22 protein-coding genes are annotated in these 20,095 nt (G+C 66.2%); 19 read left to right on the top strand and 3 right to left on the bottom strand.

The window, feature by feature from the left end; genetic code table 11:
- Nucleotides 1-263: 263 nt before the first annotated feature.
- The 4 genes from IWH25_RS04570 (at nucleotide 264) to IWH25_RS04555 (ending at nucleotide 4,678) form a co-directional block, all read left to right on the top strand.
- Nucleotides 264-2,279 (top strand): DNA topoisomerase III, encoded by a 2,016-nt coding sequence (locus tag IWH25_RS04570; protein WP_203388170.1) that lies wholly within the window; start codon nucleotides 264-266, stop codon nucleotides 2,277-2,279.
- Nucleotides 2,280-3,057: 778 nt separating this feature from the next.
- Complete coding sequence (locus IWH25_RS04565) at nucleotides 3,058-3,294, top strand: hypothetical protein (RefSeq protein ID WP_010792170.1); 237 nt, start codon at nucleotides 3,058-3,060, stop codon at nucleotides 3,292-3,294.
- Nucleotides 3,295-3,319: 25 nt separating this feature from the next.
- A complete protein-coding gene (locus IWH25_RS04560) occupies nucleotides 3,320-3,712 on the top strand; it encodes a hypothetical protein (protein WP_203388169.1) in 393 nt (130 codons plus the stop codon).
- A 249-nt stretch (nucleotides 3,713-3,961) separates the two neighbouring features.
- The gene (locus tag IWH25_RS04555) at nucleotides 3,962-4,678 is read left to right on the top strand and encodes a DUF5983 family protein (protein ID WP_203388168.1); all 717 of its coding nucleotides are present in this window, start codon (nucleotides 3,962-3,964) and stop codon (nucleotides 4,676-4,678) included.
- Nucleotides 4,679-4,818: 140 nt separating this feature from the next.
- Here the strand turns inward: IWH25_RS04555 and merR are convergent, their stop codons facing one another.
- Nucleotides 4,819-5,223, bottom strand: coding sequence for an Hg(II)-responsive transcriptional regulator (gene merR / locus IWH25_RS04550; RefSeq protein WP_203388167.1), 405 nt, complete (start codon nucleotides 5,221-5,223; stop codon nucleotides 4,819-4,821).
- A 69-nt stretch (nucleotides 5,224-5,292) separates the two neighbouring features.
- On the opposite strand from merR, the gene merT reads away from it, so the two are divergent.
- Genes merT through IWH25_RS19355 form a run of 5 tightly spaced genes read left to right on the top strand, consistent with a single transcriptional unit; the run spans nucleotide 5,293 to nucleotide 8,465 of the window.
- The gene (merT, locus tag IWH25_RS04545) at nucleotides 5,293-5,643 is read left to right on the top strand and encodes a mercuric ion transporter MerT (RefSeq protein ID WP_203388166.1); all 351 of its coding nucleotides are present in this window, start codon (nucleotides 5,293-5,295) and stop codon (nucleotides 5,641-5,643) included.
- 12 nt (nucleotides 5,644-5,655) lie between these two features.
- Nucleotides 5,656-5,937 carry a mercury resistance system periplasmic binding protein MerP gene (gene merP / locus IWH25_RS04540; protein ID WP_203388165.1) on the top strand — a complete coding sequence of 94 codons (282 nt, stop codon included), beginning with the start codon at nucleotides 5,656-5,658 and terminating at the stop codon, nucleotides 5,935-5,937.
- A gap of 3 nt (nucleotides 5,938-5,940) precedes the next feature.
- Nucleotides 5,941-6,177: a mercury resistance system transport protein MerF gene (merF, locus tag IWH25_RS04535; RefSeq protein WP_238999003.1), complete on the top strand. Its 237-nt coding sequence runs from the start codon at nucleotides 5,941-5,943 to the stop codon at nucleotides 6,175-6,177.
- Nucleotides 6,174-7,838, top strand: coding sequence for a mercury(II) reductase (gene merA, locus IWH25_RS04530; protein ID WP_203388164.1), 1,665 nt, complete (start codon nucleotides 6,174-6,176; stop codon nucleotides 7,836-7,838). The genes merF and merA overlap by 4 nt, the downstream gene beginning before the upstream one ends.
- A gap of 21 nt (nucleotides 7,839-7,859) precedes the next feature.
- Nucleotides 7,860-8,465: a MerR family transcriptional regulator gene (locus IWH25_RS19355; protein WP_476693182.1), complete on the top strand. Its 606-nt coding sequence runs from the start codon at nucleotides 7,860-7,862 to the stop codon at nucleotides 8,463-8,465.
- Here the strand turns inward: IWH25_RS19355 and IWH25_RS04520 are convergent.
- Together IWH25_RS04520 and IWH25_RS04515 are read right to left on the bottom strand one after the other, a co-directional pair.
- Nucleotides 8,347-10,026, bottom strand: a complete 1,680-nt coding sequence (locus IWH25_RS04520) for an ABC1 kinase family protein (protein ID WP_238999002.1) — start codon at nucleotides 10,024-10,026, stop codon at nucleotides 8,347-8,349. The two genes, IWH25_RS19355 and IWH25_RS04520, sit on opposite strands and share 119 nt — an antisense overlap.
- A gap of 363 nt (nucleotides 10,027-10,389) precedes the next feature.
- Nucleotides 10,390-11,139, bottom strand: coding sequence for an HD-GYP domain-containing protein (locus tag IWH25_RS04515; RefSeq protein WP_203388162.1), 750 nt, complete (start codon nucleotides 11,137-11,139; stop codon nucleotides 10,390-10,392).
- 272 nt (nucleotides 11,140-11,411) lie between these two features.
- On the opposite strand from IWH25_RS04515, the gene IWH25_RS04510 reads away from it, so the two are divergent.
- The 10 genes from IWH25_RS04510 (at nucleotide 11,412) to IWH25_RS04465 (ending at nucleotide 19,673) form a co-directional block, all read left to right on the top strand.
- Complete coding sequence (locus IWH25_RS04510) at nucleotides 11,412-11,672, top strand: DUF2933 domain-containing protein (protein WP_376990620.1); 261 nt, start codon at nucleotides 11,412-11,414, stop codon at nucleotides 11,670-11,672.
- Nucleotides 11,669-12,325 (top strand): methyltransferase family protein, encoded by a 657-nt coding sequence (locus tag IWH25_RS04505; RefSeq protein ID WP_203388161.1) that lies wholly within the window; start codon nucleotides 11,669-11,671, stop codon nucleotides 12,323-12,325. The genes IWH25_RS04510 and IWH25_RS04505 overlap by 4 nt, the downstream gene beginning before the upstream one ends.
- A gap of 37 nt (nucleotides 12,326-12,362) precedes the next feature.
- Nucleotides 12,363-14,774, top strand: a complete 2,412-nt coding sequence (locus IWH25_RS04500; RefSeq protein WP_203389147.1) for a heavy metal translocating P-type ATPase — start codon at nucleotides 12,363-12,365, stop codon at nucleotides 14,772-14,774.
- A 34-nt stretch (nucleotides 14,775-14,808) separates the two neighbouring features.
- Entirely contained in the window at nucleotides 14,809-15,408 is a 600-nt protein-coding gene (gene petA / locus IWH25_RS04495; protein WP_203388160.1) for a ubiquinol-cytochrome c reductase iron-sulfur subunit, read from the top strand.
- Between the two features lie 108 nt (nucleotides 15,409-15,516).
- Nucleotides 15,517-15,900 (top strand): YHS domain-containing protein, encoded by a 384-nt coding sequence (locus IWH25_RS04490; RefSeq protein ID WP_203388159.1) that lies wholly within the window; start codon nucleotides 15,517-15,519, stop codon nucleotides 15,898-15,900.
- Between the two features lie 17 nt (nucleotides 15,901-15,917).
- Nucleotides 15,918-17,168 carry an MFS transporter gene (locus IWH25_RS04485; protein ID WP_203388158.1) on the top strand — a complete coding sequence of 417 codons (1,251 nt, stop codon included), beginning with the start codon at nucleotides 15,918-15,920 and terminating at the stop codon, nucleotides 17,166-17,168.
- Complete coding sequence (locus IWH25_RS04480; RefSeq protein WP_203388157.1) at nucleotides 17,165-18,511, top strand: SAM-dependent methyltransferase; 1,347 nt, start codon at nucleotides 17,165-17,167, stop codon at nucleotides 18,509-18,511. Before IWH25_RS04485 ends, IWH25_RS04480 begins: the two co-directional genes overlap by 4 nt.
- 76 nt (nucleotides 18,512-18,587) lie before the next feature.
- Nucleotides 18,588-19,217, top strand: a complete 630-nt coding sequence (locus IWH25_RS04475) for a YHS domain-containing protein (protein WP_203388156.1) — start codon at nucleotides 18,588-18,590, stop codon at nucleotides 19,215-19,217.
- 30 nt (nucleotides 19,218-19,247) lie between these two features.
- Nucleotides 19,248-19,406, top strand: a complete 159-nt coding sequence (locus IWH25_RS04470) for a DUF2933 domain-containing protein (protein WP_203388155.1) — start codon at nucleotides 19,248-19,250, stop codon at nucleotides 19,404-19,406.
- 9 nt (nucleotides 19,407-19,415) lie between these two features.
- Nucleotides 19,416-19,673, top strand: coding sequence for a DUF5676 family membrane protein (locus tag IWH25_RS04465; protein WP_203388154.1), 258 nt, complete (start codon nucleotides 19,416-19,418; stop codon nucleotides 19,671-19,673).
- The last annotated feature ends 422 nt before the right edge of the window (nucleotides 19,674-20,095 follow it).

The raw sequence follows: 20,095 nt of genomic DNA, 5'->3' as shown, positions 1-20,095 counted from the left end.
GTAGCAACCGTCATACGCCCGCGATGCACCAGCGAGCTATCCCCAGGGGATAGCTCCAAGGTCGTCCACGGAGTTCCAGCCGCCCTCCCGAAACGACGCTCTTGCTGCGCCAGCTCCTGCGATCTATGCACACCGCTGCGGCAACGGACCGCCTGCCGATCACAAAGCGGTGTCTGCATCAATCGGCTTCCTTGCTGCCGGCATCTCGTGGCCCCGCCAAGCTGACGCCCATCCGATGAACCGCACATTTCCAAGGAGGCTTCATGCGCGTGTTCCTGTGCGAGAAGCCGTCCCAGGGCAAGGACATCGCCCGTGTGCTGGGTGCCGGTCAACGCGGCAACGGCTGCTACAGCGGCGCGGGTGTCGTCGTGACCTGGTGCATCGGTCATCTGGTGGAAGCGGTTCCGCCCGAAGGCTACGGCGAACAATACAAGCGCTGGGCCATCGAGCAACTGCCCATTCTTCCTGAGCGTTGGCGTGTCGAGCCCAAGGCGGCGACCGCAGCGCAATTCAAGGTCGTGCAGCAGCTCGTCGCCAAGGCGGGCGAGCTGGTGATAGCGACCGACGCCGACCGCGAGGGCGAGATGATCGCCCGCGAGATCATCGACCTATGCGGCTACCGCGGGCCGATTCAGCGCCTGTGGCTGTCGGCGCTCAACGATGCGTCGATCCGCAAAGCGCTGGGTGCGCTCAAGCCGTCCGCCGAGACGCTGCCGCTGTACTTCTCCGCACTCGCCCGATCGCGCGCCGACTGGCTGATCGGGATGAACCTGAGCCGCTTGTTCACACTGCTGGGGCGCCAGGCCGGCTATACCGGCGTGCTGTCGGTGGGGCGCGTGCAGACGCCGACGCTGAAGCTGGTGGTGGATCGTGATCGCGAGATCGCGCGATTCGTCTCCATGCCGTATTGGGCCGTGGATGTGCTGCTATCCCATGCCGGCCAATCCTTCACCGCGAGCTGGATACCGCCCGAAGGCAGTACGGATGCAGCGGGTCGCTGCCTTCAGCAGCCGGTGGCGCAGCAGGCTGCGGATCGCATTCGCGCGGCACGCGATGCGCAGGTCGTGTCGGTGGACACCGAGCGCGTGCGCGAGGCACCGCCGCTGCCGTTCGACCTGGGCACGCTGCAGGAGGTGTGCTCCAAGCAGTTGGGCCTCGACGTGCAGGAGACGCTGGACATTGCCCAGGCGCTGTACGAGACGCACAAGGCGACAACGTATCCGCGCTCGGATTCGGGCTACCTGCCCGAGAGCATGCTGGCTGAGGTACCGACCGTACTCGACGGCCTGGTCAAGACCGACCCCAGCTTGCGGCCGCTGATCGAGCGCCTGGATCGCCAACAGCGTTCGCGTGCATGGAACGACGGCAAGGTGTCGGCTCACCACGGCATCATCCCGACGCTGGAGCCCGCCAACCTATCGGCCATGAACGAGAAGGAACTCGCCGTCTACCGGCTGATCCGCGCCCATTACCTCGCGCAGTTCCTCCCGCACCATGAGTTCGACCGGACGGTAGCGCAGTTCTCGTGCAGCAGTCAGTCGCTGGCGGCCGTGGGCAAGCAGATCGCCGTCACCGGCTGGCGCGAGGTGCTGGCGACGCCAGGGCCGGACGATGCCGATGGCGAGGATGCGCAGCGCAGCCAGGTGCTGCCCGCCCTGCATGCGGGCTTGTCCTGCCCGGTCGGCAAGGTGGATCTCAAGGCGCTGAAGACGCTGCCGCCCAAGCCCTACACGCAGGGCGAGCTGATCAAGGCCATGAAGACCGTCGCCAAGTTCGTGACCGACCCGCGGCTGAAACAGAAGCTGCGAGATACCACCGGCATTGGCACCGAGGCGACACGCGCCAACATCATCAACGGTCTGATCGGTCGCGGCTACCTGGTCAAGAAAGGCCGCGCCGTCCGCGCTTCCAACGCGGCATTCACGCTCATCGACGCGGTGCCCTCGGCCATCGCCGACCCCGGCACCACGGCGGTGTGGGAGCAGGCGCTCGACATGATCGAGGCCGGCCAGATGGCGCTGGACACCTTCATCGAGAAGCAGTCCGTGTGGGTCGGCCAGCTCGTGCAGCAGTACCGCGGCGCAACGCTCTCGCTCAAGCTGCCGCCGGCGCCGGCCTGCCCGCAGTGCGGCGCACCGATGCAGCAGCGCACGGGCAAAAGCGGCGCGTTCTGGTCCTGCTCGCGCTACCCGGACTGCAAGGGCACGTTGCCGATCGAGTCCCCGACGGGCCGGCGCAGCGCACCGCGCAAGCGGCGCGCTGCCTCCAAGGCGTCCTGATCCTCGCTTCCCCCTGCCGCGCCGGCCCTTCACTGGCGGCGAGGCAAACGTCCCGCACCGCGCGGGACTCCAAAGCGCGCGTCTCCTTCTGCAACGGTGTGCGCGCCCCGTCTGCCCACCATCGGGCGACGGGGCGAGAAGGTCATTGCTCCACGAATCGCGCCCGCCGCCATTCCCTTGATCGGTGTGCCTTGCCTCGGCCACGAGGGGCTTCCTGACGCCTTGCCGCCGCGCGAGCCGTGAGGAGGCCCCTTGGGCCGAGGGTATTCCGTGCCGGTGCCCGCCGGCGGAACAACGGGCTCCCTTTGTGTGTGGATGCACGCCAGAGGTTTCCGGCCCCAGCCACGAAACGGGCCGGGTGCGATTGCTGACGCAGCGAACGGCTTTGACGACGGCCTGCGCTGACGCAGCCCACAGGTGGTTTTCCTTCCTCTCCAGCCGAAGGCCCGCGTGGCCTTCGGCGCCCTGGTCCTTGCCTTGTCCCGTGACGCGGGCCTGCCCTAAAGCGGGCCGTCCGCGATTCGGTTTTCCCTGCGACGGCAGCCATGCTTCGCGCCCATCCTCACGCCATGCGTTGCTGACAGTCGTCAGCGGCATGCCCTGGCAGTCTCGGTCTTCAAGACTGCAACGCGGTTCGCCGCGTTGACCGATCCAGTCCGCTTCGCATCGCCCACCGCGGACGCTCGCCGGCCTGGCGACGATGCACTTTTCTCAACCACCCGAGGGGAACCCCATCCCCTGCGGGATGCGTGCTCCCCGACCCACCAAGGAGCACGGCATGTCTGAACCTTCCGCATCTTCCTCTGCAACCGCAGTACGCAGTGGTGCGCTGGCGCTGGCCTGGACCGGCAAGCGTCTGCCGCTTCAGGTGCTGCGCAGCGCGGCCGGCCACTACATCGGCACGCAAGACGACGAAGGCCCGGTATCGCGGGAGTCCGTCGAGTATTTCCCGACCCACCTCGCAGCACAGCGCGCCCTGGATACCCATGCCTGGACGCAGCGCGCTCACCCCTGATTCCCACCCTTCAAGGAGTTCTCTCATGAATCTGTCTTTGCCCAAAGACGTGCTCGATCAGATGGCGCTGGAACAGGCGCACTTCGACGCTGCGCCGCAGGCCTTCTTCGAGGCCTGGAAGCGCGGCGCGCAGATCGCCGGCCACGAGTGGTTCGGCGACGGCACCCGCGAAGGTCTGCAGCGTGCCACCACCAAGTGGGACCTGCGGCCCAACATGCTGATGCTCAACGACGCCCTGGGTGTGCTGAGCAGCGGTCAACGCATGTTCCTGTCCGCGATGGTGAGCTTCTACAACTCCCGCGAGGGGGGCGCGATGCTCAAGCGTTGCGGCTTCGAGGGGCTGTCCGACTTCGGCGGCCTCGACCTGGAGCGGCGCCAGGTCATCGCCGACCTCACGCTGCACTACAACGGCTGGTGAGCCGCGCCTGGCAACCACCGTCCTTTCATCCCGCCCCACAAGGGACATGCGTCCCCGTTCGGGGCCATGTCCCTCCTTCTTTTCGCAGGAGCGGCCATGTCCCGAATCACCATCTTCCACTGACCTGCGCCGACCGCCACCAGGGCGGCCCGACGCCGCGGCCGGCTGACCGGCTGCCACTTCATCCACTCGCTGGGGTTCAATCCCCGGCAGGGGATTGCCTCGGCCATCCTCTGCTGGAGGAATCCTATGTCCCATTCCAAAAATCCCTTCGTCCGCGGCTACGATGGCCTGTCCGTGCAACGGCTGCTGGCGATTTCCTACGACGACGACTGCCCGCTGAGCTATCTGCCGCTGCACATCTCGCAGTCGCACCTGCCGGACAGCCAGGTCGAGCGCCATGCCTGCGTCTTCTGCGACGACTTCGCGCTGATCACCGAGGGCCAGAACGTGCCGCCCGAGTTGGACGCGCAGTGCCCCAGCCACGGCATCGTCCGAAACCTCGTCTACGCCGTCATGGCCGAACAGGCCGGCCAGCCGCTGCACGTCGGCGATACCTACTCCGAGGAAGCCGCGCACGAGGTGGTACACCGCCTGCGCTTCGAGACCGGGTTCTACAGCCGTGCCTGGGAAATCAGTTCGGCGCACATCACCGAGGAGGCCGGTCGCTTCCTCGCCGAACTGGCGGACATCGCCACGCCGAGCGGTTTTCTGTTCGTGGCCTTCCGCATTCCCTACAGCCCGGCGGTCGGCATGAAGCTGATCGCCACGCCCTGGACGGATGCGAACCTGCAGCATGTCGAGGGCATCACCGCCGAAGAGCTGCGGCAGGAGCACCGGGCCAAGGGCATGCCGGAGTCCCTTGTGGAAGTGTTGCACCTGGCCGCGCTCGCCGACGTGCGGCTGCTGATCTTCGATGCCGACGCGCCCGTGCTGGACGGACTGACGCTCTACGACGACGAGTAACCCGCAACCCATTCGAGCGCCCACGTCGGGGCTCTTCTTTTTCATCGACCGCGGTGGCGGCCGCCGTTTTCGGAAGACGATTGCCCGAGATGTCCGACGTCCATGGCGCTTCCCAGATGCCTAGGCCAATCCATGACCTGTCAGCAATGCAGGGCGGCGATTAGCGGACAGGATACATTGCCCTGGTGCGCATGGCATTCAGCGACCAGCGTGGACAAGGCTGCCTCGATACGGCGCAGGTCGGACAGCTTGGTGCGCACGTCGTCCAGCCGCAAGGCAGCCAGTTCCGCCGCCTCGCTGCAATGGGTCCCGTCTTCCAGTTTCAGAAGCTGCCCGATCTCGTCCAGGCTGAAGCCCAGCCGTTGCGCCGCCTTCACGAACTTCACCCGCGCCACGTCGGCGCTGCCGTAGCGGCGGATGCTGCCGTAAGGGCGGTCCGGCGTCGGCAACAGTCCCTTGAGTTGATAGAAGCGGATCGTCTCGACGTTGACCCCGGCCGCCTTGGCGAAGGCGCCGATGGTCAGGCTGTCCGGATCGGTGTTCATCACGCTTGACTCCGTAGTTGACTACGGAAATAAAGTTAGCGCATCGGACCAAGACCCGGAAGGATTTCCATGACTGAACCCATGAACGGTCGCGGCGCCCTGGCTGCCGGTGGCCTCGCCGCCATTCTCGCTTCGACCTGCTGCCTCGGCCCGCTCGTGCTGGTCGCACTCGGCTCTTCCGGCGCCTGGATCGGCAACCTCACCGTGCTGGAACCGTACCGGCCGATCTTCATCGGCGCGGCGCTGGTCGCGTTGTTCTTCGCTTGGCGCCACATCTTCCGGCCGGCGCAAGCCTGCAAGCCGGGCGAGGTCTGCGCGATTCCGCAGGTTCGTACGACCTACAAGCTCATCTTCTGGATCGTGGCCGCCCTGGTGGTGGTCGCGCTCGCCTTTCCCTACGTCCTTCCGCTGTTTTACTGACAGGAGATCATCATGACCAAGAAACTTGCCGCACTCGTGGCCCTGGCCGCCATCGTCGCCACGCCCGCCTGGGCCGTCGTCCAGACCGTCACGCTGTCGGTGCCCGGCATGACCTGCGCCGCCTGCCCGATCACCGTCAAGAAGGCGCTTTCCAAGGTGGAGGGCGTCAGCCAGGTGGGCGTGAGCTTCGAGAAGCGGGAAGCGGTCGTGACCTTCGATGACGCCAAGACTGACGTCCAGAAACTGACCAAGGCGACCGAGGACGCGGGCTATCCGTCCTCGATCAAGGAATAGGCCGTGGACAAGCACACCAGGTTGCTGCGATTCGGCATCGGCGGAACGGCCATCGCCGCGCTGTGCTGCTTCACCCCGATTCTGGTGGTTTTGGTCGGGGCTGCCGCATGGGTCGGCTATCTCGACTGCGTGCTGTTCCCGGCGCTGGCGATTTTCATCGGTCACACGGTGTACGCATGGAATAAGCGTCGCCAGGCACAGGCCTGCTGCACGCTCGACAGCGAGGGAGGAAATCAATGATTCAGCTCGACATCGAAGGCATGACCTGCACGTCGTGTGCCAACCATGTCCGCGATGCACTGCTCAAGGTGCCCGGCGTCGAACGTGTGGAGGTGGATTACCCGACTGGCGCGGCGCAAGTGACCGGCAATCGGCCACTCGATGCACAAGACCTGATCGCTGCCGTCTCGGTCATGGGTTATCACGCCAAAACCTTGCGATCGCCATCCCCCGTCGGCACCGACACGCCGACACCTGCGGATGGCACGCTCGGACGCGATCGCGCCCAGTTGCATATCGCCGTAATCGGCAGCGGCGGGGCCGCGATGGCGGCGGCGCTGAAGGCCGTCGAGCAAGGCGCGCGCGTCACGCTGATCGAACGCAGCACGATAGGCGGCACCTGCGTCAACGTCGGCTGCGTGCCCTCGAAGATCATGATCCGCGCCGCCCACATCGCCCACCTGCGCCGGGAAAGCCCGTTCGATGCCGGCCTGCCGCCCGCGTCGCCGGCGATCCTGCGCGAAAAGCTGCTGGTCCAGCAGCAAGACCGCGTCGATGAGCTGCGCCATGCCAAGTACGAAAGCATCCTGGACGGCAACCCGGCCATCACCGTGCTGCGCGGCGAAGCCCGCTTCCAGGACGGCCGCAGCATCACGGTGCGGCTGAACGCGGGCGGCGAGCACGTGGTTTCGTTCGACCGCTGCTTGGTCGCCGTAGGCAGCAGTGCCGCGGTGCCGGCGATTCCCGGTCTCAAGGACACGCCCTACTGGACATCGACCGAAGCCCTGGTGAGCGACCGCATCCCCGAGCGACTGGCCGTGATCGGCTCCTCAATGGTGGCCGTGGAACTCGCGCAAGCCTTTGCTCGGCTGGGCAGCAAAGTCACGCTCCTGGCCCGCAGCACCCTGTTCTTCCGTGAAGACCCGTCCATCGGCGAGGCGCTCACGGCGGCCTTCCGCTTGGAGGGTATCGAGGTGTTGGAGCACACGCAGGCCAGCCAGGTCGCGCATGCAAACGGCGAGTTCGCACTGACCACTAATCACGGCGAACTGCGTGCCGACAAGCTGCTGGTCGCCACCGGCCGCGCGCCCAACACGCGCAGCCTGGCGCTCGACGCGGCCGGCATCACCGTCAATGCACAAGGGGCCATCGTGATCGATACCGGCATGCGCACCCGCGCCCCGGACATCTACGCCGCCGGCGACTGCACCGACCAGCCGCAGTTCGTCTATGTCGCAGCGGCGGCCGGCACCCGCGCGGCCGTCAACATGACCGGCGGCGACGCAGCGTTGGACCTGACCGCGATGCCGGCGGTGGTGTTCACCGATCCGCAGGTGGCTACCGTCGGGCTGTCCGAAGCCGAGGCGCACCTCAAGGGCATCGAAACCGACAGCCGCCTGCTAACGCTGGACAACGTGCCGCGCGCGCTCGCCAACTTCGACACGCGCGGCTTCATCAAGCTGGTCATCGAGGAAGGCAGCCACCGGCTGATCGGCGTGCAGGCGGTGGCCCCGGAAGCGGGCGAACTGATCCAGACGGCGGCGCTGGCGATTCGCAACCGCATGACGGTGCAGGACCTGGCCGACCAGTTGTTCCCCTACCTGACGATGGTCGAGGGGCTGAAGCTGGCGGCCCAGACCTTCAGCAAGGACGTGAAGAAACTGTCCTGCTGCGCCGGCTAGGCAAGCAAGGAGGGATCGCCAGTGAGCGCGCCCGCACGGCCGCCCGAAGGGCGCGCTCCCTCCCTCGGGGAGGATGTCGCGGAGCGACAGGAGGGTAGTCCAGTGAGCACCTACACGGTACCGAAACTGGCTCTGGACGCTGGGGTGAGCGTCAGTGTGGTGCGCGACCACGTGCTGCGCGGGCTGCTCAGACCCGCGGGCCACACGCCTGGCGGCTACGGTCTCTACGATGCCTGGGCCCTGGAGCGGCTGCACTTCGTGCGCGCCCTGGTCGCTACGCGACACATCACGGCACCGACGCGTCCCGGGCGTCGACCGGGCCGTGCCAGCGTGGCGACCGGCGCCACAGCCTGGCGGCAAGCACCGCGAAGGGCATCGTGCAGCGCCAACTCAAGGACGCGCTGCGCGCGTGCCGTATCTGCGCTCCCTCCCTCGCCCCTGCGGGATACCCTGTGTATTGGCGTTCACTGCCCTCATCAGTTCCATGGCATACACGCTCGTCCAACCATCAGTTACGCTCACCAAACTCACGCACCAGGCGCCAACTCAGCCGCAGCGCGAGAGCATAGCCCAGACCGGCCAACACCGGCACGTCGCCCCAGCGCGGCCCCAGGCTGTGCTGCATGAGCAGCGAGGCGGCGATATACAGGCCCAGGGTCACCAGCGCCAAGGCCACGCGCCTGCTGCTGCGGCCGATTTCCTCTTGGAGCGGCTCAAGGCCGTGATGTGCCACCGACACCTCCATGCCGCGGTTGCGAATGCCGTGTAGCGCCCGGCTCAGGTCCGAAGGCAGCTGGCGCAGAGACACGAAGGCCTCGTACTTGAAGCGCGCGCCGGGATCGCCAACGCCACCGGCGATCTCCAGCATCGCCCCGGCCTTGGCGAACAGCCCCTCCATGAGGTTGAAGCGCGGATCGAGGCGGCGCACCGTGCTCTCCATCAGAAAGACGGCCCGCAGCAGCAGCAGCAGGGGCTGCGGCAGGCGTACGTTGCGTCCGTGACCCATACGTGCGATGCGCAAGAAGGCTTCGCCAAAGGACCAGTCGCTGAGCGGCTTGCGACCATAGTCTTGCACCACTTCCTCCATGCCCGCACGGAACTCAATCCGGTCCAGCTTGCCGCCGAGCATGCCCAGATCGAGATAGGCATCGACTAGCCAATCGCCGTCCTGCTGCACGAATGCCATCATGAACGCTACGAGGGCCATGCGCGTGCGGCGGTCCAGGAAGCCCACCAAGCCGAAATCGTGGAAGCAAATCCGCCCGTCTTCGAGCACGAACAGGTTGCCCGGATGTGGGTCGCCGTGGAACATACCTTCCACGAAAAACTGGCGCATGTAGGCCTCTACCAGGTTCGCTGCCAACCGCTCGCCTTGGTGCAGAAACGCTGCATCATCGATGCGCCTGCCCGGACTCAACTCCTGTACAACCACCCACTCCGTATACAGTTCGTCCACGACCGCAGGCACGTACACCGTCGCAGATTCGTGGAACATCTCCCCGAACCGGGCGATGTTTTTGGCCTCCTCGCGGAAGTCGAGCTCCTTGTGTAGATTCCGCGCCAGTTCGTCCACGATTTCCATGGGTCTCACGGCGCGCAGCGCCGGGCTCAACCAAAGGACGCTCTTCAGGAACCAGCGCAATATGCGGATGTCCTCGTCCACTTGGCGCCGGATACCAGGGCGGCGCACCTTGACGATGACCACGCGGCCGTCGGTGAGCGTGGCGCGATGCACTTGGGCGATGGAGCCCGCGGCGAGCGGCTGAGGTTCGAAGTGGAGAAACAGTTCGGTCAGCGAGCGCCCAAAGGAAGCCTCCACCTCGGCCGCGGCCTGCTCGAAGGGAAACGCCGCGACGCTGTCGTGCAGCTTTTGCAGCGCCGCCACGTAGTCGTCGGGAAGCAGTTCCCGATGCAGGCTAAGCCCCTGGCCCAGTTTGACAAAGGTCGTACCGAGCTGCTCCAACGTCACAGCGAAGCGCTGGGCCGGCGACGTCCTGGCGCTGAGCAGTCCGACGCGCACGAGGCTCCACCACAGGAGGAAGCCCCACAGCGCACGGTTGATCTGCACCAGACGGATAACTATGTGCACGAGCGTCACTCGCACCGCGGTTTGCGCCGCCGACACCATACGCCCCAAGTCAGCGGGCGGGGCCGGCGCACAGTGGCGCGGCGCCGGAATGACAATCACCGACCTCGACGACACGGACTGAGGGCGGTATGCACGGGGATACGAACAAGACTCTCCTCCTCGCGTAACGACGCGACCGCCGAGCGTCAAGGAATCTCGCACTCGTTGCGGCAAAGGCACATCGCAGCCCATGTGATTGACATAAACCCGATTGCCAACGCGCAGTTGGGCTCTGCAGGCATCTTCGCAGTATGTCCGCAATGATAGCCGTTTCGGCGATACGCGATCGCAACATACCCGCATGTCACCTTCGCTTCATGCACGTCGGGCCTCCACTTTGGGAAAGTGTGATCCATGGCCTCGTCATCGCTACGAGCTCCGGATTACGGATTCGTCGGCATGGCATCATCGGAGCCGGAATGACTACGCGACCTCCTGATCGCATTTCATCTGCACCATGCGTCTCAGGACCGCCTCGTCTGCGATGAACGCGTCGACGGCAACAGGATCAAACTGTACGCCCGACATACGAAGTATCTCGGCCTTTGCCGTGTCGAATGACAGTCCCTTGCGGTAGGGGCGATCCGAGGTCATGGCGTCGAGCGTATCGATCACGGCGAACAGCCTCGCCCCCAACGGGATGGCCTCCCCACGCAAGCCACGCGGATAACCTGTGCCATCGTAACGTTCCTCGTGGCAGCGGACCATTTCTGCGGCCTCCGCCATGCCTGCAAGGTGACTGACGAGGAAATGGCCGTCGTCGGGATGGCGGCGCATCACGGCCCATTCATCGTCATCGAGAGGTTCGTTCTTCAACAGGATACGGTCCGGCACGCCGATCTTCCCGAGGTCGTGAAGTAGCGCGCCCCAGTAGATTTGGGCGAGGCGCCGCTCGTCATGCGGAAAGAAGCGCTTCGCGAGGACGACCGTATGGCAGGCGACACGCCGCGAATGGAGACCGGTCTCATGCTCACGCAGATCGAGGGCGGCGGCGAGCGCCTCGGCGAAACCGGCGTTCGGGTCGCCGCAACTCGTACATTCCGCCGCGAGCGGTTCGAGAAAACATCGCTCACAGAGCGGATCACCGGTTTCGGGGTCACGCCGGGATGCGATGAGAGCGCCACAGCAACGGCACTTTGCCGCTGAAGCGGTCGAACTGCGCGAATCTTTCAAGGCTGGAATCTCCTCGGATAACGATCCGATTGCGAACCCGGTCCGTCAGTTCCGCGTCGAGTCGACGTGGGGCCCAAAAACCTGCCCTGTGCGACGCGATCCAGATGACCGATTCGTAATGTAGGCGTCATTCCGCAGCAAGTCCCTGCGGATCATACTGTCGTCAGTGCGTCGTATTCGGCGGCGATCTGGAAAATTGGGAACGACGTGCCACACCTCGCTGTGGTGCAGGCGAAGCCGAATCAGAAGATTTTTGATCGTCCAGGAAACAAATGATGCCTACCCATGATCATTCCGCTCACGACACCTCGCCGGGGACCGCCACCACCAAGATGAGCCGGCGCTCGAAATGGGTCTTTGGCGGCTTCGCGGCGATCGCGCTTGTCCTCCTCGCTTTCGAGCACCGCGTCCATCTGGCGGGCTGGCTACCTTGGCTGATCCTGCTCGCCTGCCCGCTCATGCACGTGTTCATGCACGGCGGGCATGGTCATGGCGGCCACGCCACAAAGTCCGACAGCGGAGACGAAAAATGACTGAAAACGCCTACGGACTGTGGTCGCTGGTGCTGATCAACTCGGCCCTCTTCATCTTCTTCGCCTTCAGCTTCTTCAAGCCGCGAAGCCGGCGCGACTGGCGCACCTTGGGCATGTTCTCGGCCTTCGTCGTGGCCTTATTCACGGAAATGTACGGCTTTCCGCTCACCATCTACCTGCTGTCAGGCTGGCTCGCGCAGACGTTTCCGGGCGTGGATTTCCTGGCCCACGACTCCGGCCATCTGCTGGAGGTGATGTTCGGCTGGCGCTCAAACCCGCACTTCGGGCCTTTCCATCTGATTTCCACGCTATTCATCGGTGGCGGCTTCTGGTTGCTGGCTGCGGCGTGGCGGGTGCTCTATGCGGCGCAGGCGAGCGGTCAACTCGCGACCAGCGGCCCTTACGCCCGGTTGCGGCACCCGCAGTACGTCGGGTTCGTCCTGATCATGGTGGGCTTCCTGTTCCAGTGGCCCACGCTGATCACGTTGGTGATGTTCCCGATCCTGCTTGTCGTGTATGTGCGCCTCGCCCGCCGCGAGGAAGGCGACTCGGCGGCCGCTTTCGGCGACGCCTGGACGCGCTACGCCCGGGCGACACCGGCTTTCATCCCGCGCTGGCGCACCGGTCATGGCCGGGCGTCGCCCAGTACTTGAACCCACCTCAAATCACGGCAAGCCAGGGAGCATGGACATGGACAGGCCAGTTACCTCGATGAAGCGCACTACGGACTCGGTTGCAGAGGGCGGCGGTCACCACGTACTTGGGGCGGGGCACACGCATGACCATGGCGGCCACGCGCACGATGCGGCGACCGCGAAGGACCCGGTATGCGGGATGAGCGTCCCGCTCGATGCCGGCAAGCCGACGGCGGAACACCAGGGCAGCACCTACCACTTCTGCTCGCAGAAATGCCACGACAAGTTCATCGCTGAGCCGACCCGGTATTTGGCCGGCAAGCAGTCCGCCAGGGCCGCGTCGAAGGGCACGAAATTCACCTGCCCGATGCATCCGGAGATCGTCCGCGACGCCCCGGGAGATTGCCCAAAATGCGGCATGGCCCTGGAGCCCATGGGCGTGCCCGCCGAAGACGAGGGACCCAACCCCGAGTTGGTGGATTTCACCCGCCGGTTTTGGATCGGCACCGCGTTTACGGTCCCGCTTCTGATCCTGACCATGACCCCGTACCTGGGCTACATCGGGATTCGCGAATGGTTCGGCGAGCAGACGTCGCTGTGGATTGAAGTCGTCCTCGGCTCCCCGGTGATCCTGTGGGCCGGCTGGCCGTTCTTCGTGCGCGGGTACAAGTCGTTCCGCACCATGAACCTCAACATGTTTAGTCTGATCTCCATGGGCGTCGGTGCGGCCTATGTTTTCAGCATCGTCGCCGTTGTTGCGCCAGCGCTCTTCCCCGCCGGCTTTCGCAAGGAAGACGGCACCGTGGGCCTCTATTTCGAGGCGGCGGCGGTCATCGTAACGCTGGTCCTCCTCGGTCAGGTGATGGAACTGCGGGCGCGCGAGCGGACCGGCTCGGCGATCCGGGCGCTGCTCGACATGGCCGCCAAGACGGCGCGGGTGATTCGCCCCGATGGCACCGAAGAGGAGATCCCGCTTGAGGCGGTGCAGGTCGGTGACCGGCTGCGGGTGCGCCCCGGCGACAAGGTGCCCGTGGACGGCGAGGTGGTCGACGGTCGCTCCTCGGTGGACGAATCGATGATCACGGGCGAGCCGATGCCGGTCGAGAAGATCGCGGGCGACCCGGTGACCGGCGCCACCATCAACGGCACCGGCAGCCTGATCATGGAGGCGAAGCGCGTCGGCGCCGACACCCTGCTGGCCCAGATCGTCGAGATGGTCGCCAACGCCCAGCGTTCGCGCGCGCCGATCCAGAAGTTCGCCGACATGGTGGCCGGCCGTTTCGTGCCGGCGGTGGTGGGCATCGCGATCCTCGCCTTCATCGCCTGGGCCGTGTGGGGGCCGGCGCCGGCGCTCGCCTACGCGCTGGTCGCGGCGGTGGCGGTGCTGATCATCGCCTGCCCGTGCGCACTAGGTCTGGCCACGCCCATGTCCATCATGACCGCCACCGGGCGCGGCGCCCAGGCCGGCGTGCTGATCAAGAACGCCGAGGCGCTGGAGCGCTTCGCCAAGGTGGACACCCTGATCGTGGACAAGACCGGTACGCTCACCGTCGGCAAGCCGAAACTGGTCGCCGTGCTGCCCGCCGCCGGCCATGACGAAGCCGAAGTGTTGCGCCTCGCGGCGAGTCTCGAACGCGGCTCGGAGCACCCCTTGGCCGATGCCATCGTCGCCGGTGCCGAGGAGCGCGGCGTGAAACTCAGCAACGCCAAGGACTTCGAAGCGCTTACGGGCAAGGGTGTCACGGGGGTCGTCGAGGGCCGCGCGGTGGCGCTGGGTAACGCCAGGTTGCTCGCTGAACTCGGCCTTGACGGCGGGCAGCTGTCCGAGACTGCCAACGCGCGCCGCGACCAGGGCGAGACCTTGATGTTCGTCGTCGTCGAGGGTGCTATCGCAGGGCTCGTCAGCGTCGCCGATCCGGTAAAGGAGACCACACCCGCGGCGCTCGAGGCGCTGCACGCGCTCGGCTTTCGCATCATCATGGCCACCGGCGACAACGAGCGCACCGCCCGGGCGGTGGCCGCGCGACTGGGCATCGACGAGATCCGTGCCGACGTGCTGCCGGCCGACAAGGCCCGCATCATCCAGGACCTTCAGGCCGCCGGAAGCAAGGTCGCGATGGCCGGCGACGGGGTGAACGACGCCCCGGCGCTCGCCCAGGCCGACGTGGGCATCGCCATGGGCACCGGCGCCGACGTGGCCATCGAGAGCGCCGGCTTCACCTTGGTGAAGGGCAACCTCGACGGCATCGTGCGGGCGCGGCGGCTGTCCCGGGCGACCATGCGCAACATTAAGCAGAACCTGTTCTTCGCGCTAGTTTACAACGCTGCCGGCGTACCCATCGCCGCTGGCGTCCTCTATCCGTTTTTCGGAATCCTGATCGGCCCGATCTTCGCCGCGTTCGCCATGAGCGCGTCGTCCCTGTCGGTGGTGCTCAACGCCTTGCGCCTGCGTCGGGTGCGGATCTGACGCAGGCGCATCGCTGGCGTAAGGGAGATCCAAAATGCCTAAAGATGACACGATCCCGCCGGACCCGCAGCGGAGGCGTCTTGTGGTCGCCACCTCGGTGGCGGGCGGTGTTGCCGCCGCGGCCACCGCGGTGCCCTTCGTGGCCAGTCTGATGCCCAGCGAACGGGCCAAGGCGGTCGGCGCGCCGGTGAGCGCGGATGTCTCCGCGCTGGGGCCCGGAGAGATGATGACGGTGCCCTGGCGCGGCCAGCCCGTGTGGATTCTGCATCGCACGCCCCGCATGCTCGCGGGGCTGGAGAAGTTAGAGCGCGATTTGCTGGACCCGACGTCGGAACGTCCCCAGCAGCCCGAGTATTGTCGCAATCAATACCGTTCGCGCAAGCCCGAGTACCTGATCGCGGTGGGCCTCTGCACCCACCTTGGCTGCGTGCCCACCTTCCGCCCGGATGTTGCGCCGCCCGACCTTGGCCCCCAATGGGATGGGGGCTACTACTGCCCGTGCCATGGCTCTCGGTTTGATCTGGCCGGGCGCGTCTATCGGCACGTGCCGGCACCGCTCAATCTGGTCATTCCGCCCTACTACTACTCTGAGACAAGCACGGTGACAGTTGGCCTTGACGGAGAGAAAACCTAACGGCGAGGGGGGTGCTTGGAGTCCCCGCTGCAGTCCGGCCATCGGCAGCACGGCGGCGCGGGGAGATTGATGGGCGTCGCGTCGCCAGGTTTTCGAGGAGTATTCGACATGGATTGGCTGACCGGGAACTGGATCTGGGTATTCGTCGTGGTAGCGGGCCTGTGGTTCTTCATGCGACGTGGTGGTCTGCATGGCCGCAGCATGGGTGGCCGCCATGGGCGATCGCAGGGCAATACGCGTGAAGGGCATGATGGGGCGACGCAGCCCGCGCCATCAGGGGACGCGCCCACCGTGGCGGGGGCGGCACTCGACCCGGTAAGCGGCAATCCGGTTCGCACTGACCGTGCGCTTACCGCGGTCTTCGGCGGGCGCGCCTATTACTTCGAGTCGGACGACACGCGCCAGCGCTTCGAGGCCGAACCTCAAAAGTACGCGGGCGCCGCGGCTCCGCTGGTGCAGGCCGATCGGCCGCGCCGGCGGCGGGGATGCTGAGCGCGCCAGGCCACGAGATGACCCGGCGTGCCTTCTGCCTGCTCGCCGGCGCGAACTTTGTCATCGCGCTCGGCTACGGGGCGATCCTCCCGCTGCTGCCAACGATGCTCGGCGACGTGGCTGGCGTAGCCACGCCCACTGCCGTGGCTTGGCATACCGGCGCCCTGCTGGGCAGCTACATGCTCGGACTGTTCGTGACAGCGCCCCTCTGGGGTGCCGTGTCGGACCGGATCGGCGGTCACCGCCTCCTGCTGTTCGGGCTGTGCGGCTACGCCGTCGCGCTCGTCGCCTTCGCGATGGCGGGCTCACTAGCCAGCGCGTACGGCTGCCGCATCCTGGCGGGGGTGGCGGGCGGTGCGGTATTGCCGGTCGTTACCACCTCGATCGGAAAGGTGCCTGACCCCCGCGTCCGGGCACGGCTCTTTGCCGGCGCATCGATAGCGACGCTGCTCGGCCTGCTTGCAGGGCCTGCCGCGAGCGGCTTCGTCTACGCCGCCATGGAGCGCATGGGGGATGTGAGCGAGATGACGCTGGCCGTCGTGGGCCTGCCACTCGCGACCGCGGCGGGGTGTGCCCTGGCGGTCGCCATGGGCGTTGCCCTCGGCGGGATCGGAGACCCTGCCGTGGGCAGCGCGGATCCTAAACTGCGCCCACCCCGGATCGTCTGGCGCCAGGCATCGCCGGTACTGTTCGCGAGCTTCCTCGTCCTGTTCGGCCTCGGCGCATTCGAGGCCATGCTGCCTGTTCTCGCACCGACGGCGCTATCGCTCGACCCGCCGACGCTTGGCGCCCTGCTCGCGCTGTGCATGGTGGTCATGCTCGCCGTCCAGAGTGGCCTGTTCCTCGCCCCGATTCTGCATCGGGTGGCGCACGGCCCGTTCCTCGCTGCGGGGTTTCTCGTCTTGGCCGCCGGCATCGCATTTCTCGGGCAAGCAGGTTCGCTCGCCGGCGCGGCGCTCGCCGTGGCTTTGATCGGCGCTGGCGGGGCCTTTCTGCAACCGGCGATCGCCTATCTCGCGACCTTGAACGATGCGGGCGCGAGCGGCACGCTTCTGGGCGCGCTCACCGGCGCTGGCAGCCTGGGTCAGGGCTTGGGATCGCTCGCCGGCGGAGCGCTGTTCGCAGCGCTCAATGCGAACGGGCTGTGGGTGATCGCCGCCGCACTTGTGGGCGGGGCAGCGTGGATCGGTATGCCCGTTCGCGCCAATGCGGCACGCGTGTCACGGAACAAAGGGCGAAAGGAAAACGTGAGGGAGACCTTTCGATGAGTGCGCCCCCCGGCACCACGCGTGCTGCCGTCCCCGACTTTTTGCCGGCAATTCGGATCATCCGGCGCCTGCTGCATGGATTGGAGCCGGCGCCGGCACTGCGCCTATGGGACGATACGCTGTGCGCGCCCGATGAACGCCCAGCCCCATTCACGCTCGTGCTGCGCGACCCGGCGGTGCTGCGCCGGCTGGTGATCGAGGGAAACCCGCTCCTTCTGGCCGATGCCTACGTCCGTGGAGCTTTGGACGTCGAGGGCGACCTGTACGGCGCGCTCGGGCTGAAGCGCCATTTCGAGTCGATCTCCCTGTCGTGGCGCGATCGGATCGTGCTATTGCGCGACGCGCTGCGCTTGCCGGCGCCCGCCGATGCGCACTCCGGACCTCATCGCGGCTTCGCCTCGCGGGTGGCGCTGCGCTTCTCCCATCGCCACACGCGCCACAGCGATTGCGCCGCGATTTCGTTCCACTATGACGTGTCCAATGAGTTCTACGGACTGTGGCTGGACCCCGAACGCGTCTATTCGTGCGCCTACTTCGAGCACCCCGATGACACGCTGGACTCAGCCCAGCGCAACAAGCTAGAGCACACGTGCCGCAAGCTCCGTCTGCAACCCGGCGAGCGCTTGCTCGACATCGGTTGCGGTTGGGGCGCGCTGGTGTGCTGGGCCGCACGCGAGCACGGTGTCCTCGCGCACGGCATTACGTTGAGCGAGCGCCAGCTCGACTACGCGAAACGGCGCATCCGCGCCGAAGGGCTTGAGGACCGGGTGACGGTCGAGTTGTGCGACTACCGCGACTTGGCCGGCGCGGCGGTGTACGACAAGGTGGCCAGCATCGGGATGTTCGAGCATGTGGGACTGGCGAACCTGCCGGCCTACTATGCGACGGTGCGCCGCGTGCTGCGGCCCGGCGGCCTGTTCCTCAACCACGGTATCACTCACGATGAAGAGGGCTGGAGGAAGACCGTAGGGACCGAGTTCATCAACCGCTACGTGTTCCCCGACGGCGAACTTGACTGCGTGAGCAACATCCAGCTCGGCATGGAACGAGCGGGCTTTGAGATCCTCGATGTGGAAGGTCTGCGGCCCCACTATGCGCTCACGCTGCGGCGCTGGGTCTCTCGCCTGGAAGCCGCGCGAGACGCTGCAGTGCGGGAAGTCGGCGAAGCAATCTGGCGCGTCTGGCACCTGTACATGGTGGCCTGCGCGCTCGAGTTCGAAGCCGGCAGCACCGGCGTCTACCAAATCCTGACCTCCAGCCGTCAGCGGGGCGTGTGGCCGGTGCCCCTCACGCGCACCGATCTGTACCACGGCGACCGGGCCAACATCCATGCGCCCCGCTGATGTTGTGTTTCTCCACCACTGCGACCCTTACGGCGGTCAGCCCGCCGCTCGGCAGCCGGCAACCGGGCGGGGCGCCATGACCGGACGGATCGGTGTGCGCATCGCCGGAACATTCGCGCTCGGCGGCTTACGCCGATGTAATGCCAGCGTCACAGACCGGTCGGGTGCGCAGGCGCAAGATGGTTTCCACACAGTCGAACTTTTTCGGGGTGGGACGGAGGTTAGTCCAGTGAACTCGTCGGTGAAGGATCCGGTGTGTGGGAGGAAGGTACACTCGCGCGAGATTTCCACAGTGTTCCTGGGAACCGAATACGGCTTCTGCTCGGTCGAGTGCCGTGACCGGTTCCTGGCTTTCCCCCATCTGTACGCCGGCCTGCGCGGTCAGCGATCGCCCTGCCAGAGAGGACTGCAAGTCCTGCAGCACCGGCGCCTGTCCTTGGCTGCTCCGTTGTCCCCCGAGCAGGGCGCTCGCGTGACCGAGGCGCTTGAGGGGCTGTCCGGCATCCGGGCGGTGGAGGTCCGCGGCATCCGGATCGAGTTCGTCTGCGACCTGATGAAGGTGGAGGCCCGCCAAATCGAGATCCGCCTGGCAGCGGTCGGCGCACGACTCGGAGAGGGCTGGGAGGAACGGTTGCGGCAGGGTTTGGAGAACTGCGAGGCCCGCGACCGGGATCTCCCCCCTTCGATTCGGCATCGCCGTCAGTGAATGCCGCGCGTGGCGGATTAGGAGGCTCAAATGGAATGGCTATCCCAGAACTGGTTTTTCGTGTTGATCCTGGCCGTTTTTGTCGGCATGCATTTGTTCGGACATGGCGGTTGCGGCGGCGGGCACGGGAGGCATGGCAAGAATGACGACAAGAGCGGGCCGCGGCAGACCGGCGGGCACCGACACTAGGGGGCAATCATGTTGAATTTGAAGGTAGTGACATGGGCATTGGGGATATCAACCGCGTTTAGCTTCGTGTTTTGCGTCGCCTACGGGCTCGCCACCCCCGAGAGTTTGCACATGCATGCGTTCCTTGAGCAGGTGTTGCCCGGTTTCAAGTGGCTGAGTTGGTCTGCATTCGTGATCGGGCTGGTGGAGAGTTTTCTCTACGGCGTCTACGCGGGCCTCGTCTACGTCCCGGTCTACAACTTTCTCCAGCGGCGCTGGTGTGCGTGAGACCCGACGCGTGGGGACCGGCGACGCCGCAGCTGGTGAGCGCAGGCGCCCGGCCGTGCGCGGGCGCCTGCTGGGGTCCATGCGCTGCGAGATCGTCCGATTGGGCGCTTCGCCCCGCGGCACGGTGCAGGCCGGCTTCTATGTGGTACTGCGCCCTCTGGGTGCGGACTGCCGCGGAGGTAAGGGGCGGTCTGCGTGGTATGGACCCTTCGCGAGTCGGCGCCTTGCTGAAACGCTGCGGGTCAGCGCGTTCTTCCTCGGGGCGAGGCAGGCCGTTCGGGGAGCGCCCGCCACACAAGACGACACGACGGTGCCCAACCAGGGGGGGGCCGCGATTGACGTTGGCTCTCGCCCTCGCGCCGGTGCGCAGATGCGGGCCACGGGCGGGATCGCACTAACGGCGACCGGCCCTAGGCGCGGGT

The organism is Azospira restricta (genome assembly GCF_016858125.1).
Lineage (GTDB): Bacteria > Pseudomonadota > Gammaproteobacteria > Burkholderiales > Rhodocyclaceae > Proximibacter > Proximibacter restrictus.
This window is presented reverse-complemented; position numbering and strand designations above follow the sequence as displayed.